Below are 16,482 nucleotides of genomic sequence, written 5' to 3'. Positions count from 1 at the left end.
TGTTTTGTTATTTTGCATAGCATCTTTGCCAGAAGAAGATCGTCATTTCTCAACAGATACTTCTGACAACTTGTAAAAATTCCCTTAGTACAGGTGTCATATCTTCTTCCCGCCACACTATAGCCGTTTCTACTAATGGTGTTTTCTCCTCTAGAGTACGATAAACTACACCAGTTCTCTGAAGATTTTGCAATGAAGACGGTGCGATCGCAATCCCCATTCCTGCTGAAACCAATCCGATAATCGTCTGCATCTGAATCGCTTCTTGAGTCACTTTTGGGCTGAAGTCTCCTTGCTGACAAAGATTTACGATTTGATCGTAAAGCCCGGGCCCCAAATGGCGAGGGAACATGATAAAGTTTTCGTTTACTAGCGATCGCACTGAAATCTTTTCTTGTTCAGCTAAAGAATGAGTTTCCAACATAGCGACAATTAACGCTTCTTGCTGAATGCACTCTTGATTGAGTGTCTTGTCTTCTAAGGGCGGATGGGCAAAACCTACATGAATGTGCCGATTCTGTAGCGCTTGCTCCTGCTGAGCTGTGGTTAATTCTTGCAATACTAACTCTACTTCTGGAAACTGTTCTCTAAACCGCCGCAAAATCACAGGAAGCAAATCATAAGTTGCCAAACTGGTAAACCCAATTCGCAGTAGTCCCTTTTCACCTCTTCCCGTTTTTTGGGTTAGCTCAATTCCTTTTTGGAGTTGAGTTAAAACTTGATACGCTTCTTGCAAAAAAACTTGTCCTGCTTCTGTTAGTTGCACCTGTCGTTTGGTTTTACGGTGAAACAGTTCTACCCCCAATTGCGCCTCTAATTGCTGAATTTGCTGGCTTAAGGGCGGTTGAGCGATGTGCAGTCGCTCGGCGGCTCTACTGAAGTGCAGTTCTTCAGCTACAGCAATAAAGTAGCGCAGGTGTCGCAATTCCATTTTCGTGATATTTTATAAGTTTTAATTTTCTATAGATATATAAACGCAAAGAGGCACAAAGTAGCGCAGAGGTTTTAGAAAATTTATAACAAAAACTAGAGGTGCGATCGCTATCATTAATGCTGATTTATGCATAATATTTCTTGATATTCATAATCCAAAAAGTGTTGCTAGCTACAATCATTATGTGAAAAAGATTGTTAATTCTAATATAAAATTGTATTAATTATCATGCTATATTATTCAACTTTAAAAGTAGTATTTGAGGCTTTTACGTATATTTTCAAAAAATTTAGATGCTATGTATAAATTATTTAAACTTTGCTTTATATTTCAATTTGATTACAAATCCTGCCACCATGCTTGCTCTAGCAAGACATTCATTCAAATTATAAAAAAATTAAAATTTAAGGGAGTTAGGACTATATGCTTTATTAGCTAAAATTTGAAAAACAGTAATGATTACTTCTTTAAGAATCAGCAAAAGTCATCCAAAAAATATCATTCATAGGGACGACCGAACGTCTATTTTTCTTATCTTCAATGCCCCATACCCCATAACCCATCCCCAATACCTTAATTGCATACTTATATGCGATCGGAAGTATCCACACCAACCCAAACAACTGCCCCTAGCAGGTTAAACTAGGTCTGGTAACAACTGCTCCACGTTCCTTATGAGGCTTTTATGGGAGCTAACCTCAAACAGATTGCCAACTATTTAGACAACCTTGGTTGGGACTACCGTTTTGATGATGAAGAAGACCGGATTATAACAGGTGTAGAGGCTGATAATCTAGAAGATTTCCTAATAGTTGTCCAACTGGATGAAGAAGGAAAATTTTTCCGGGTATTTGCCCCTCAAGTTCTGGGAGGAATCCAAGACCATCCTCACAAGGCAGCTATCCTCCAAACAATGCTTGCAATTTCCTGGGAAACCAAAATGTTGCAATGGGAGTATGACCCATCCGATGGTGAAATTCGTGCGATTATTGAGTTTCCTTTAGAAGACTCAATTCTTACAGAAAAACAATTTCACCGTTGCCTGAGTGGATTAATTCAGATTGTGGATGGCATAGCAATACCTCGCTTGACAGAAGTGATGGCAACAGGTCTCGATCCGGGGAATATAGAACTTGGGGAAAGACTATTACTCAGTATCCAAGAAGAAGCCCCAGGATTGTTAGATTTACTAGAAAAAGCAATGGAAGCACGAAAAAAGCGAGGAACTTTTCCTAGTGAGTGAGACGGATCGTTACTTAAATAGCTATACTCCAAAGTGATACCCTCACTATATACTGAAATTTTCTGGGGCTGGATATTATGACATCCTATGCAACCTCCTCTGCCAAAGCGGAAATGAGCGAACTCCGGCGGTTGAAAGCTTTACTACCACCAGAACTGCAAAGCTGGGTCACGGTTGAAGGCACAACTGAGGTCAATCCACCCCTGGTTCGCTGCGAAGAAATTGGTAAAGACCAGGTAGAAATTCAAATTGATTTGGTGAAATGGGATGCCCTCGCAATGGATCAGCGTAATCTGCTGTTCTGGCATGAGGTTGCTCGCGTTCAAAATGACACAATTCCTAAAGATGGTTGGGAAATGGCAGCACTGGCCATTGGTTTAGGTGGTGCTGTAGGAGAATTGTGGGTACAAGATGGATTGCTGCTGGTGTTAGCTTTGTCGCTTTGTGGCGTGTCAGGCTGGCGACTGTACCAAAAGAATAATGGGGAAAAGCAACTAAGAGAATTGCTCAATGCTGATGAGAAAGCGATCGCTTTAGCAACTCGTTTTGGTTATAGCCTCCCCAATGCCTACAAGAGTCTTGGTAGCGCCTTGAAAACCCTGATTGATAATACTCCTAGTAAGCGCCAACGATCGAGATACGAAGCAAGACTCTCTGCCCTAAAACGCAGTGCCAATAAGGCAAAAGCTAAATCCAAAGCTCCAGATGAGGGCGCACTATAGCAACTTCTATTTGAAATGGAATAAATCAGCCCTGCTGCTAGTAATTGGGCTGCTGCCTTCCTAATTCATGAGAGGCAACAGCCCGATTACCATTTCATAAAATCTTACTTTTTTCTTGACTACATCTTTATCAAACTAAAATTTTACAACTGGTTCAGCATTTTATGGGTCTGGGGGATCACGCGCACGTGCTTGAGAAACCCCTTCATCAAACCTTGCCACATCAAAACTCGATCGCTGGAAGGCGCAAGTACAGGCACTGGAGAAAATTGTTCTGATACTGCTAAAGGCGTGACAGGTTGTAAAAATACTGGGATATCTGGACTAACCTCTGCCACCAACAAAGCTGAACGTTCCAACTCGGCGGGATCTGTGTCTTGAGACACAATTATCTTGACAAAAACATTTAAATATGAGTCATGACATAACTGGAGAAATTTACTATGTTCTTGCCAATAACTTTCGCCGCTAACACTGGGCAGTTTTAAATCCATACCTACAGAGTCTAAGTATGGGATAATCATTGCTAGTTGTTCTGGGCGATGTCCGCCAGTTTCTAAGTATATAGGTAGACCAGTTATGGCTCGCACTTGGGGTAGAAACTGCGTTAAAAATGAAGCATGAAGAAGTGGTTCGCCGCCAGTTAAGCTAATGCTATCGTGTAGACAAGGTAGATTTTGCTGTTCCACCCATTCGAGTAATATGGGTAATGAGACGGGGTTAGAGTGAATTTCAAAGTCGCGCAATCCAGGCGATCGCTCTATCCGACAAGTTGTAGGTGCACTCCAAGTGTGAGCACTATCACAAAAGTGACAGCGCAAATCACACAAAGCAAAACGAATAAATATCTGACGTGTCCCGACATTCAGTCCTTCCCCTTGAATGGCAGAAAAGACCTCAATCAGGCGTGCGGTAGGTGTAACCGTATTTTTAGCAATCATTTGATCAGAGCAACGCGATCGCGCTGCGTCGGCACAACAGCAAGGATGTTTTTTGGCTTCTTGTTCTATTGTGAATCGTCGCTAGCGATCTCCAATCTCAGCCCCGGTAAATAGCAGTTAGTCCTGATTACCACTAATTCCGATATTAGGTTAAGTAATTTTGTAGGACAAAGTAATGTTTGGCATATTACATTATACATGGCAACGAAAGTGCAGAGCTTCATGACTAGCCAACCGACAGAGGTCGATTTTCCAGTTAATTCCCTAAACGACATGGCTATAGTGCAGGTGCCGACGCGGTTGAGCGTGCTGGAGGCTTTAGGCTTTAAGCAAACCTGCCAAGGCTTAATTGGGCCCAATTCACATCCTAAGCAAATCATCATTGACTTTCACCAAACTACTTTTATCGATAGTAGTGGTTTAGGTGCCCTGGTAAGTAATTTTAAATACGCTCAGACTAAGGGGATTACATTAACACTGCGGAATGTAACACCTCAAGTCATGGCAGTCCTAAAACTCACAGGGTTGGATCAGGTTTTTGCTTTAGAGCTTCTGGGGGATGGGTCGTTAATAGAACAAGATGACGTAGTAGATAATCGGAAGACAACTTCCCGTAAAGTAGAGCAGTTACCCACTACTCACCCTTCTATGGCATCTTGGATGAAACGGTTCTTAGATATTGTCGGGTCAGTGATTGGTTTATTAATTACAGGAATTTTGTTTATTCCAATTGCGATCGCGATTCAAATTAACGATCCCGGGCCCATTTTCTTTAGTCAAATTCGTTGTGGTTGGATGGGTAAGCGGTTTAAAATTTGGAAATTCCGCTCTATGTGTGTGGATGCAGAAGCGAAGAAATCTGAAGTTAAAAACCAAGTGCAAGGTGCTTTTTTCAAAAATGAGAATGATCCCAGAATTACTAAGGTAGGGCGCTTTTTACGGCGAACTAGTCTTGATGAATTACCCCAATTTTGGAACGTCCTCAAAGGAGAGATGAGTTTAGTAGGCACTCGACCACCTACACCCGATGAAGTGGAACGCTATGAAGTACCTGAGTGGCAACGTTTAGATGTAAAACCCGGCATGACTGGCGAATGGCAAGTAAATGGACGTTCTACAGTCCGTAGTTTTGAAGATGTAATTCGTCTGGATTTGCAGTATCAAAAAAATTGGAGTTTAGTGTACGATTTAAAGCTAATTTTCAAAACTATAGCTATTCTGTTTAATAGAAACAGTGGTGCTGTTTAGCTAATTATCCTTATTCACAATTTTTTGAGAACTAGCAATCACGATATTCTTAAATACACCCAAGCCTATTTTAGGCTTGGGTAAATTTTAGGTTTACTAACAGCAGCACACAAGTGTCAGCCAATTTTGGTTTTGAGATTTTAGACTGATTTATTAAAAGAAAGATGTTTATGTATTTTTATCCTCTATTAAAATTATGGGTTGAAAAAAATTTTGGATTTTGAATCATTAAATCCAAAATCCAAAATCCAAAATCTAAAATTTAGCGATCCTGTGTATAAGATTATCCCATTGCCTTCTGAACATTAACTACTTCAACAGGCTGCACTTCTGGTAACAAACGCTTCATGCCTTGCTTAACAAACCCCTGCAAAAAACCAATCTGCTGATTTTGCTGAAATACCTTTTGCAAGGTTTGCCGCAAATTCTCCAAATTCAAACCAGTTCCAGAATCTATCGCTATTTCCTGCTGTTGGAAATACTCAACTAGACTTAACCCTGCGACTCTAGTCAGATAAGCTGCACTTACTCCTTGCACTACGCCACCAGCAACAAAGGTAACGGCATTACTTTTCAGAACAGTACTAATAGCCTTTGTAGAAAGTTCAACTAAACCCAATTTCAGCATCAAACTTCCCATTGTTCCAGCTACGGTTTGTGCCTGTTCTAGGGAAAATTTTTGCTGATAGATATTACCCAAATCCATTACCATTTGAGCATTAATTGCCGCAGTTGCCAGAATATCAAAGGCTGGTACTGGGTTAGCAAAGGCAGCAGCAGCAGCTATCCACTGATATTGTTCAATAATTGGGGTGGCGCGATCGCGTCTGGTTCCATTCAGCCAATTTTTCGCCTCAGCTTTCAACAACCCAGCTTTCCTCATGGTTGTCACCCAAACTAGCCGTTGTCCTTGCTGTGCCAAAACTTCACCCAACTGGTGCGTTAATTGCTGAATATCTGCTGCTGGTTGCTCCATCCACTCTTGCACAGAACCATCAGCCTCATGCTTTCGGACTTTGATGGCAATGGGAGAGGCCGCAGTTGCAACTACATTTCCCTGCATCCGCTGTTTCAATTGACTAAAGATGTTGGCGCTTTCATCAGTTAAATACTGGTCTTGTTTGTTGAAAACCAGCATATTAGGCTGATTTGCTGCCTTTAGCTGCTGTAAGGTTTGAAATTCTGAATCTGTCAAATCACCGTTTGTCAGAAATAGCACAAAATCAGATTTTGCTACTTCTGCCAAAATAGCTGCATCTGAATTTTCACCTGTTTCTCTAAACAAAGGTGCTGTCTCTTGTAAAAACACGGAATTTTGTGTCTCTAAATTTTGTAGCACTTGAATTAAAGTGCTTTTACCCACGGATTTCCCGCCAGTCACAGCAACTTTAATTTCTTGTCTGTCTAATTCCAGCAACAATTGGGCAACTTGTTCTCTGAGTGTCTCTAAGGCTGAATGGTTTTCTGTTTCTTGTGCTAGTTGGTTAATTACAGTTTCAGATTTAGCGATCGCACTTTCCACAGTCGCTCGGTCAACCACCATACCATCTAGCTGCTTTAAACTGTCTTTGGGGCGCTTTTGCTGGAATAACCACAAACCACCACCTACAGCTAAGGCACTCAACAAACCGAACTCACCCACCTGCAATATAGAATCGTGCCAACTGTCCAACATCCACAGGGAAAAGGAAAGTCCCAATCCTCCCACTAAAATTGGTCGCTGCAACTTCACAACCATGATTCTCCGCGCTTTTTGGATGGCTATTTCTTCCAGAATAGATCAAAATAAAACAAAACCCTGCAATCTTTACTGATTGTAGGGTTTTGTTTTATTTTTCTTATTTTTTATGTGGTGGCGGGAAGTGGATTTGAACCACTGACCTTCGGGTTATGAGCCCGACGAGCTACCAGGCTGCTCTATCCCGCGTCGCTCTTAACTTTTATAGCATAACCTATAGTCAAGAGTTTGGCAACTACAAAAATGATAATTCTCCAATTACTTCTAAACGCTTGTATTTTCCCAAGGTGACAAACTTTTCTGAGAGACTTTCGGCGGCGCTGGGACTAATCCACCCCATTTGCTGAAGTAAATGAATAGCAACGGCATACTTTGCTCGTTTTGCCCCATCCATGACTTTGATTGCCAATCCCAAGCCTTCACCGAGTCTACCAATGCACTGCACTCCTTCGGCACCAGTTTTACTGACTAGTTCTCCTGGAGTTAAGCGCATCAGTTCCGTATCAAATTCTCCATCTCCTGCGACCATCGCGGGGTGATGAGTCATAGCACGGACAATCCGCTCCATATCCAAGTTGGTACTAGAGGCTAGCAGTGCATATAAAGATGCCATGTGACCGAGTTGCATTAGATAAGTTGGTGCGCCACAATCATCATGAGCGCTGATAAATTCTGCGGCTGGCATTCGCAGCAACTCTGCTACTTTGCCCAAAATCAACTGCTGTATTGGGTGCTTGCGATCCAAGTAGTTATTCAAGGGCCAATGGCGTTGCTGACAAACGGCTAACATTCCGGCATGTTTTCCAGAGCAATTGTATTCCAGAGGACTCCGTTTGCCTTCAGGAATTGGACACTGGAGTGTAGTCGGGTCGAGATCGGCTCGCCAAAGGATGTTAAATACCTGTCGGACTTGATCTACTTTTCCTTTATGAGAACTTGTGATAATTGCTAAGTCGCGATCGCTGAGTTGATAGCGTTCCAGTGTACCTGTGGTGGTGACAGCAAGTGCCTGAAACGGTTTGAGGGCTGAACGGATAAATGCAGCAGTTTCAGAATTTCCGGCAACGGTTAGAACCCGTCCTCGTTCGTCGCAGACAACAGCTTGGACTATATGCCTGGATTCAATAATACCTTCCCGCAGCAACCGGACTTCCAGTGCTGTGGCTTGAGTTCGTTTTCCCATTGTCATGGGTTTATATTTATCACCTTTTTTAATTAAATTAGTCATTGGTTATTAGTCCTTTGTCCTTTGTCCTACCCTGCGGGAAGCCGCTGGCGCGTCTATGTCTTTTGTTTATTTACTAATGACCAATGACTAATGACTAATGACTAATGACTCTTTAAAACAAATGCCAACCTATAGTACCAATAACGTACATTCCCGCCAACCCAGCGAAGGTAAATTGTAACCGTCGCAGAATGGGTTTGATCTCGTATGCAACAATTAAGCGATCGCGGTTAAGGACTTCCTGTGGTTTAGTCCAAGTTTGACCGTCGTACCAGCCGGACTCTTCATAAAATACTGTGGGACTACAAAGGCGATCGCACACGTAGTACCAGCCTAAGTATAACCTTACCAGTATCAGCACTAACCCGACACTGGCTCCTGCTGCACCACAGAGAATAAAATGTGCAATATACTTGTGAGGAGGAAAACTTGCCGCAGCTATAGGCCCTGCAAAGAGCCAAGATAAACCCCAAATCCAAACAAGTTTCGTGATATACTCGCGCCAATGTAAAGTGGTATCACGAAACAGCCAGGAAGTTTTTAACTCTTCGTATTCATTGAGTGGTTGTTGGTCTGTAGGAACTGGGCAATTAGAAACCGAAGACCTAATCATGTTGGCTTACCCTCACCTTCATCAGATTCTGGAAGGGAAATACGTTCTGCATGAATCCAGAACGCTTCTAAATTATAAAACTCCCGTTCCTTGGGCATCATGATATGAACGATCACATCACCGTAATCTTGTAGTACCCAACTGCCCTCGACTTTTCCTTCTGTCCTTAAAGGACGGCGTTGCAACTCAGTTTCGACTTTTCCTTCAATTGCTTGAGCGATCGCCCTTACCTGTACCTTAGAATAGCCAGTCATCATCACAAAGTAATCCGCCAAGTAAGATACCTCTGCTACTTTGAGCAATAGAATCTCACCTGCTTTGCGATCTGATGCCGCAACAGCGATCGTTGCAGCTAATTTTTCGCTCGCCTCTTCGGTTTGGCCGTGGCTTATTACCGCACTCTTCGTCAGTGGGACAGATTGCAATGGGAAATTTCCTTGGAAATAATCAGTCATTAAACCTCAGGTGCTTTCTTCCTTTTGAAACAATTGTTGACATTTACTTACAAACAACGAACAATTGATCTGACAAATATGCCAATAGGTTTTTTTGAATACTAACAAAAAAACAGGTGTCTATGGGATTAGTTTGATAATTGGCTGTTTAGATTTCGATATCCGCAACAGCTGAAAAGCTGATGGTTATTGTGCAGCGATAAATCAACCAATAGCTTTGCAGCAGGAATTGACAGCGAAAATAATTGCAGATTAATCAAACAGCATAATATGTAATCTAAAGCTAGTAATTTGCAAGTAACTACACATCTACGCTTTATACTGTCTGCTAAAAATTACGATACAACACAGCATACTAATTACTGGTCTAGCAAAAGTCTGATTTATTATACACATATAAATTTAAGTATTTATATATACTTTGTACTCGGGTAATCACGGGTTAAACTTCTTGCATAAATCAAAAATAAAGAACCCCACCCCGCATTTTAGTAAAGCAAATGCTCCTCTTTCCGATGCTTTGGGGAGGGGTTGGGGGTGGGGTGTTAAGGACTTTTGCAAGAGGTCTATTGAATGAAGTGAGCCACGAGATTTTTAGTTCAACAATCCACCTGACAACCTGCTTGTCTATTGTTATATTTTTATTAGTAAAATTCGCTACCTTAAAAATTCCTAATATTTAGGCATGAGGGTATAATCGTAATTTCTACAGATGTAACATAACTTTGCAGCAAAGATTAAACTTCTTGTTTCGTAACTATGCCTGTAGATTGAATTGCTCTGCGTTCTGCTGTCAATGAGTAACACAAGGACTCATACTGATTTAAAGCTTGCTCAAAAGCATATTGCTCAACGGCATATTGGCGACTTTTATAACCCAGAGTTTTGACTTTTTCGGGGTTTTGGTACAAATTTAAAATTGCCATCGCTAAAGCTTGGGGATCTTCTGGAGGAACGATAACTCCGCCGCCACTTTGCCTAATGGCTCTTGCTGCCGTACCATTGTCGGGTACAGAAGCAACTAAGGCCCCTCCACTAGCAAGTAACACTTGAATTTTTGACGGCATATTGAAGGATACAACATTTTTCTTTTGTACCACTAAACCAACATCCGCAGCTGCTAACATCTGTGGTAAATCTTTGCGGGGTTGAAATGGCAGTAACATCACATTATCTGCGCCGCAGTCTAGACATTCCTGTTGCAATCGCTGTAGACCTTTTGCCTCTCCAACAATGACAAAGACAATATCTGGGATATGGCGCAAGGCAGAAGCAGCTTTGACGACGCTTTCTAAGCCTTGGGTTAGGGCAATGTTACCAGAATACAGTACTACAAATTTGCCGTTTAGACTATGTGCTGTACGGAAAGGGTTATCCTCTTTAGGTAAAGGGCGGATAAAATTTACATCAACCCAGTTGGGAATTTGCACAATTTTGTCAGCTTCTACGCCTTTAGATCGCAAATTTTCCACAAACCCATCGGCAATGACGCTAATTTTAGTGGCAGTGCGGTAAGCAAATTTTTCCAATAATGTAAACAACCGAATAAGTAATTTATTTTTCAATAGACCGACATGGACGGCTGCTTCTGGTAAAATATCTTGTAGATTTAAAATTACAGGACAAGCACGTAACCATCCTAAAAGAGCAACTGGTACACAGCTTGGCAAGGATGGCGATGTTGAGAGAATCACATCTGGGCGCCAACCGATGAGGGCGGGTACAAAGCTAGTGACGACGAAACTAGCATCTAATAACACCCTATCTAATAGGTTGGGTTGTGGACGAATCCAAACGTAACTGCGTTGAATTTGAACGCCATTTTTGTATTCGTTGACATACCATTTACCCCGATATTCCTGGTAAATTTGCCGCTCAGGGTAATTGGGCATAGCGGTAACTACACGCACTTCATGCCCGCGTTTCACTAGTCCCTCTGCTAATTCAGTCATTAGTGGGGCAATACCAATCGGTTCTGGATAGTAGTTGTAGGAGTAAATTAAAATCCGCATAAAATTTAGTCCGAAGTACCCCGGCTTTTTATTTAATGACAAATATTTGTCTGAAATATCATTTGGGCTTGGAAACCCCTATATTTAATTGTGACTCCAGACTCTTTTTCTGTCAGGTATTTTCCTTAAAGATTGAGTAAACTTTAAGATGTAATACTTAGGGAAACTGTAAATTTTTTTGACTATTTAAGCAGTTTTTTAATTGTTATTTTTTGATTGGTACTTACGTAGAAACCCTAAGTATATTAGTTTTTGCCAATCCTTAAATCAAATTTGGGATAGTTAGTATAAGTTACGTACATAAACCATTTTCCGAGAATCTGAATATTAATAATAATTTTTGATCGTACTAGTAATTCAATGAGCGATCGCCCTTGTATTTTCTCTTTTTTTGCTGGCTCAGGTTTCCTCGATTTAGGTTTTGAAACCAGCGGTTTTAATATTGTTTATGTCAATGAAATCTTCGCCCCATTTATCACCGCCTATCGCCATTCACGGGAAGTTCTAAAAATGCGATCGCCTGAATATGGATATCATCACGGTGAAGCAGCAGATGTAACAAAATTTATTATCGGAAAAGAAGCACAACACCTTCAAGAATTAGTCAAGGACTGCCGCAAATCTCATAATATAATTGGTTTCATCGGTGGGCCTCCCTGCCCTGATTTTTCTATGGGTGGAAAAAATAGAGGAAGTTTAGGAGATAATGGCAAGCTTTCTGCTTCATATATTGAATTAATTTGCCGAAATATTCCCGACTTCTTTTTATTTGAAAATGTTAAAGGTTTGTGGAAAACGACAAAACACCGTTTATTTTTTGAATCCCTCAAGCAAAAATTGCAGGAATCAGGATATATATTAACAGAGCGGTTAATTAATGCTATCGAATATGGCGTACCCCAGGATAGAGAAAGAATTATTCTAATTGGTTTCAAAAATAATTTTCTTCAAGATATAGGAATCAAAATCGGTAGTGAAAAGCTACTAAATGAGGGATATTTTCCTTGGAATAATTATATTTTATATCCTCAAGAAAAAGTTTTTGCTTACCACTGGTGTAAGAGTGAACCATTCCAAGAAAATTCTCTAATACCTTGTCCTGATGGCATACCTGAAGAATTAACAGTTGAATACTGGTTTAGAAAAAATAATGTTCTGAAACATTCCAATACTAAAAACTGTTTTCAACCAAGGGCAGGTATCACAAAATTTGCTGCTATTAATGAAGGAGATGATTCTAAAAAGTCTTTCAAACGTCTGCATAGATGGCGTTACTCTCCGACAGCTTGCTATGGAAATAATGAAGTACATTTACATCCTTACAAAGTCCGGCGGATTTCTGTAGCAGAAGCTTTAGCTATCCAATCTTTGCCTGGAAATTTTGTACTTCCAGAAAATATGTCACTCACTAATATGTTTAAAACTATTGGTAATGGTGTCCCATATTTGGCATCGCAGGCATTGGCTCAAAGTATTATTAACTTCTTAGGAAATAGTGCAAAAAAACCTCTTGATATTCCTAGTATTACTACTACTTAGCGTTAACTTAAACACTTGTAGTAATCCTGGGATATCTGTAAAGCCAATATTAAAGACAATTCAGCAACTTGTTTTCAGGATAAACTCGTAATAAATGTGGTTTAATATATATATAAGAAATGTTTTAATTTTTTATAAAGTTTAATAATCAATCACTGGCAGAAGACACGATGGCAGCAGACTATCCAGACATTGATATTGCGCCATTTATCGATCACTCCCTGTTAATGCCAACGGCTACTCCAGAGCAGGTTGAGCAATGGTGTGAAGAAGCATATAGATTCAACTTTGCGGCGGTTTGTCTGTTCCCCGCTAATGTCAAGCAAGCAGTCGAACTCCTCCACGGTAAAAACCCGAAAGTTTGTACAGTGATAGGCTTTCCTTCTGGTGCAACGACTTCAGCAGTGAAACTGTATGAAGCTCAAGAAGCGGTGGATAGTGGGGCCACTGAGTTGGATATGGTGATGAACTTAGGCTGGTTAAAAGCTGGCAAAACTGAAAAAGTCCACCGAGAGATTGCCGAAATTTGTGAAGAGACTGGGCAAACGGTCAAGGTAATTTTGGAAACTAACCTGTTGACAGATGCGGAGAAAAAAATAGCTGCTGAAATAGCTATGGAGGCAGGAGCAGCATTCTTAAAAACTAGTACAGGTTGGAATGGTGGTGCAACTGTGGCAGATGTGCGATTTTTGCAAGAATTGGCAAAAGAAAGGGTAGGAATTAAAGCTTCAGGTGGTATTCACACTATCAATCAAGCCCTAGACTTAATCGTAGCGGGTGCTACTAGATTAGGCACATCTCGCGGTATGGATTTGATCCGCCAGCGCGATAACTTGGGAAAGGGTGAATAGTCATTTGTCCTTTGTCATTTGTCATTTGTCCTAAGCTAATGACCCTTGAGCAATGATTAATAACTACTAATGACTAGTGACTAATGACTAATGAGTAGAACCTACAAAGCAACTGGTATTAATCTTAAAACCCAGGCGCTAGGAGAATCGGATAAAATAGTGACGATTTTGACACGAGAATTCGGTCTAATTCGAGCCGTGGCTCCAGGGTCGCGTAAGCACAACTCCAGCCTGGGTGGTAGGAGTGGAATGTTTGTTGTGAATGAACTATTGATTGCTAAAGGGCGATCGCTTGATAAAATTACTCAAGCACAGACGTTAAAAACTTATCCTGGTTTAGCTAAAGATTTAGGAAAACTGGCTGCCAGTCAATATTTAGCAGAAATAGTTCTGTGTGAAGCTTTGAGCGAACAACCCCAAGAAGAACTTTATGATTTGTTCAATGAACATCTCCATCGCTTAGAGGCGGTGTCTAGTACAAATTCATTTGGTGTTTTAGCTCATCTGGCTCATGGTGTATTTCACCTTTTAGCCTTAGCAGGACTGACGCCACAAGTGCAAATCTGCTGCCTATCTCAACGTTCCCTTAAGCCAGACTTCACAGACCCCAACTGGCAGGTAGGATTTAGCATCCCTGCGGGTGGAACGGTTTCCTTAGAAGCTAGGGAACGTTTACGAAAAGAAGGGGAAAAGGAGATAAGGGCGCAACAAAGGAGCAGGGGAGCAGGGGAGGAGGGAATTAATAACCAATACCCAATGCCCAATGCTCCATCCGCAATGCTCAATGCCCAAACAGTTGTTGTGCATCGGCAAGAAATACCTGTGATTTCTAGTCGTTTGGGTGCTATGGAACTAGCTTTGCTTCAACAGCTGTCACAACCAGAGATAATGCAAATTGATAGTGCTAGAGATTATGACTGGTTATCTGTTGAGCAGATTTTGCGCCAGTATGCTCAGTATCAATTAGGTCGTCCTATTCGCTCTGCTACCTTGATCGACTCTTATTTTGCTGCCAACCATGATGCAACCTTCTGATTTGGATAAAAAAATCCTACCTTTGTCACCAAGCCTCGCCAAAAAACAGAATAGGGTATCAGATTCTACACTCAGGAATCACTTGAGTGCTGTTCCCAAGTGTACACCTAGTCAAATAAATGGCCAAGAAATGTCCCCAAAAGATATTTCTAAAAACGATCAAAATTGTCCAAAAACCGATCTTCCAAGCCAATCAGAAACACAATCTGAGGACAAATTAACCACTGCTGAGGTAGATAGCAATGGCGTTCGTAATGGGCAAAATTTGCCAATAGCCACTATTCCAGAAAAAGAATTACCGACATTAGATGCCTCTAGTTCAGATGGAGAAGCTATTGCAGGGAATGTAAAACAGCTAGGATTTTTACCTGTATTAAAAAATCCTAATTTCTTGGCTCTTTGGGGCGGTCAAGTTTTTTCCCAACTAGCAGATAAAGTTTATTTGGTGTTGATGATTGCTTTGATTAATACTCAGTTTCAAGGAAGCAATCAGAGTATTAGTGGTTGGGTATCAGTCTTGATGATGGCTTTTACTATTCCAGCCGTATTGTTTGGTTCTGTTGCTGGTGTGTTTGTCGATCGCTGGTCGAAAAAGGCTGTGCTGGTGGCAACAAATATTTGGCGTGGCATCCTGGTTTTGTCAATTCCCTTCCTGTTGTGGTTGACTCATGATTGGAAACCCATAGGAGTGCTGCCAGTGGGTTTTTTGATCATTCTGGGTGTGACTTTTTTAGTTTCGACTTTGACGCAGTTTTTTGCACCAGCGGAACAGGCGGCAATTCCTTTAATCGTAGAAGAACAGGATTTACTCTCAGCAAATTCGCTTTATACGACAACGATGATGGCATCGGTGATTGTTGGGTTTGCTGTTGGAGAACCATTGTTAGCGATCGCCGATGGACTTTGGCTGCAAATTGGTGGTAGTGGTAATTTGGGTAAGGAACTTTTAGTTGGTGGCAGTTATGCGATCGCTGGACTAATTTTGTTCCTCCTGGCAACTAAGGAAAAACACCACCACCCCGATACAGAATTCCCTCACGTATTCTCTGACTTGCGAGACGGTTTTGCCTATCTCAAAGCAAATCATCGCGTCCGCAATGCTTTGCTGCAACTGATTATCTTGTTTTCTGTTTTTGCAGCATTAACTGTTCTAGCCGTTCGGATGGCGGAAATAATTCCCAACATGAAAGCTTCCCAGTTCGGCTTTTTACTAGCAGCTGGCGGTGTTGGTATCGCTGGTGGAGCAACAATTCTCGGTCAATTTGGTCAACGCTTCTCCTATACTCAGCTAAGTCTGTGTGGTTGTATAGGTATGGCAGCATCCCTGATTGGTCTGTCAGTATTTACAACTCAACTGTGGCTTGTCTTGTTACTGGTGATGCTTGTGGGTATTTTTGGGGCACTAGTAGGAATTCCCATGCAAACTGCAATCCAAACAGAAACACCTCCAGAAATGCGTGGTAAAGTTTTTGGCTTGCAGAACAATGTCATTAATATTGCCCTCTCCTTACCTTTAGCATTAGCTGGTGTCGCAGAAACCTTTCTGGGATTACAGATAGTTTTTTTGGGATTAGCTGCGATCGTCTTTTCAGGAGGTATATTAACCTGGTATAACTCACACAAGTAGTTATCAGCTAACAGTAGTTATTATTCATTACCTTGACGTAATTAATAATTTACTTAAAGCTTTTGTGTTCATGGTAAACTGTTGCCAGTGAAAATTTATCACATACTTGCCGGATATGAATCTGACATTAGTCAGAATAAGTTGTTTAAATATCAGAAATTAACAACTTATAACTAAAATGAATAAAGCCATCAATCAACTGGTTTAATTAGCTGACAATAAGCTTTTAAACTAGTAGAAAGTTATGGGAATTTTTAATAAATAAAAAAACCAGCAAGTATAGCTAGATAAAATAA

General features: G+C 41.0%; 14 protein-coding genes and 1 tRNA gene. 7 read left to right on the top strand and 8 right to left on the bottom strand.

Translation table 11 applies throughout. From position 1 onward, the window contains the following. Positions 1-49: 49 nt before the first annotated feature. Entirely contained in the window at positions 50-931 is an 882-nt protein-coding gene (locus RMZ42_RS15745; RefSeq protein WP_322672254.1) for a LysR family transcriptional regulator, read from the bottom strand. 688 nt (positions 932-1,619) lie between these two features. Here RMZ42_RS15745 and RMZ42_RS15740 point away from each other — a divergent pair. Together RMZ42_RS15740 and RMZ42_RS15735 are read left to right on the top strand one after the other, a co-directional pair. Beyond that, the gene (locus tag RMZ42_RS15740) at positions 1,620-2,177 is read left to right on the top strand and encodes a hypothetical protein (RefSeq protein WP_094349133.1); all 558 of its coding nucleotides are present in this window, start codon (positions 1,620-1,622) and stop codon (positions 2,175-2,177) included. A 77-nt stretch (positions 2,178-2,254) separates the two neighbouring features. After that, complete coding sequence (locus RMZ42_RS15735) at positions 2,255-2,899, top strand: DUF3318 domain-containing protein (protein WP_292729213.1); 645 nt, start codon at positions 2,255-2,257, stop codon at positions 2,897-2,899. A gap of 143 nt (positions 2,900-3,042) precedes the next feature. Here the strand turns inward: RMZ42_RS15735 and RMZ42_RS15730 are convergent, their stop codons facing one another. Next, entirely contained in the window at positions 3,043-3,840 is a 798-nt protein-coding gene (locus tag RMZ42_RS15730) for a 7-carboxy-7-deazaguanine synthase QueE (protein WP_322672253.1), read from the bottom strand. Positions 3,841-4,038: 198 nt separating this feature from the next. Between RMZ42_RS15730 and RMZ42_RS15725 the strand changes: the two genes are divergently transcribed. After that, the gene (locus RMZ42_RS15725; protein WP_322672252.1) at positions 4,039-5,088 is read left to right on the top strand and encodes a sugar transferase; all 1,050 of its coding nucleotides are present in this window, start codon (positions 4,039-4,041) and stop codon (positions 5,086-5,088) included. Between the two features lie 283 nt (positions 5,089-5,371). Here the strand turns inward: RMZ42_RS15725 and RMZ42_RS15720 are convergent, their stop codons facing one another. From RMZ42_RS15720 to RMZ42_RS15695, 6 genes are all read right to left on the bottom strand, one after another. Next, positions 5,372-6,826: a YcjF family protein gene (locus RMZ42_RS15720; protein WP_322672251.1), complete on the bottom strand. Its 1,455-nt coding sequence runs from the start codon at positions 6,824-6,826 to the stop codon at positions 5,372-5,374. Positions 6,827-6,938: 112 nt separating this feature from the next. Then, positions 6,939-7,015: transfer RNA gene (locus tag RMZ42_RS15715), tRNA-Met, on the bottom strand. Between the two features lie 46 nt (positions 7,016-7,061). Continuing rightward, positions 7,062-8,015, bottom strand: a complete 954-nt coding sequence (locus tag RMZ42_RS15710) for an asparaginase (protein WP_322667280.1) — start codon at positions 8,013-8,015, stop codon at positions 7,062-7,064. Positions 8,016-8,166: 151 nt separating this feature from the next. Further along, positions 8,167-8,667: a CGLD27 family protein gene (locus RMZ42_RS15705; protein WP_322672250.1), complete on the bottom strand. Its 501-nt coding sequence runs from the start codon at positions 8,665-8,667 to the stop codon at positions 8,167-8,169. Further along, a complete protein-coding gene (rsfS, locus tag RMZ42_RS15700) occupies positions 8,664-9,122 on the bottom strand; it encodes a ribosome silencing factor (RefSeq protein ID WP_181928677.1) in 459 nt (152 codons plus the stop codon). Before rsfS ends, RMZ42_RS15705 begins: the two co-directional genes overlap by 4 nt. Positions 9,123-9,859: 737 nt before the next feature. Beyond that, positions 9,860-11,134: a glycosyltransferase family 4 protein gene (locus tag RMZ42_RS15695; RefSeq protein ID WP_322672249.1), complete on the bottom strand. Its 1,275-nt coding sequence runs from the start codon at positions 11,132-11,134 to the stop codon at positions 9,860-9,862. Between the two features lie 360 nt (positions 11,135-11,494). Here RMZ42_RS15695 and RMZ42_RS15690 point away from each other — a divergent pair, with 360 nt between their 5' ends. From RMZ42_RS15690 to RMZ42_RS15675, 4 genes are all read left to right on the top strand, one after another. Then, entirely contained in the window at positions 11,495-12,673 is a 1,179-nt protein-coding gene (locus tag RMZ42_RS15690) for a DNA cytosine methyltransferase (RefSeq protein WP_322672248.1), read from the top strand. Positions 12,674-12,843: 170 nt separating this feature from the next. Then, entirely contained in the window at positions 12,844-13,524 is a 681-nt protein-coding gene (gene deoC, locus RMZ42_RS15685; RefSeq protein WP_322672247.1) for a deoxyribose-phosphate aldolase, read from the top strand. 90 nt (positions 13,525-13,614) lie between these two features. After that, positions 13,615-14,559, top strand: a complete 945-nt coding sequence (gene recO / locus RMZ42_RS15680; RefSeq protein ID WP_322672246.1) for a DNA repair protein RecO — start codon at positions 13,615-13,617, stop codon at positions 14,557-14,559. Next, a complete protein-coding gene (locus tag RMZ42_RS15675) occupies positions 14,546-16,186 on the top strand; it encodes an MFS transporter (protein WP_322672304.1) in 1,641 nt (546 codons plus the stop codon). Before recO ends, RMZ42_RS15675 begins: the two co-directional genes overlap by 14 nt. The last annotated feature ends 296 nt before the right edge of the window (positions 16,187-16,482 follow it).

It is taken from the genome of Nostoc sp. DedQUE05 (genome assembly GCF_034530955.1).
Taxonomy (GTDB): Bacteria; Cyanobacteriota; Cyanobacteriia; order Cyanobacteriales; family Nostocaceae; genus Nostoc.
Note: the sequence above shows the minus strand (reverse complement) of the source record. Positions and strands in the feature narration are given on the sequence as shown.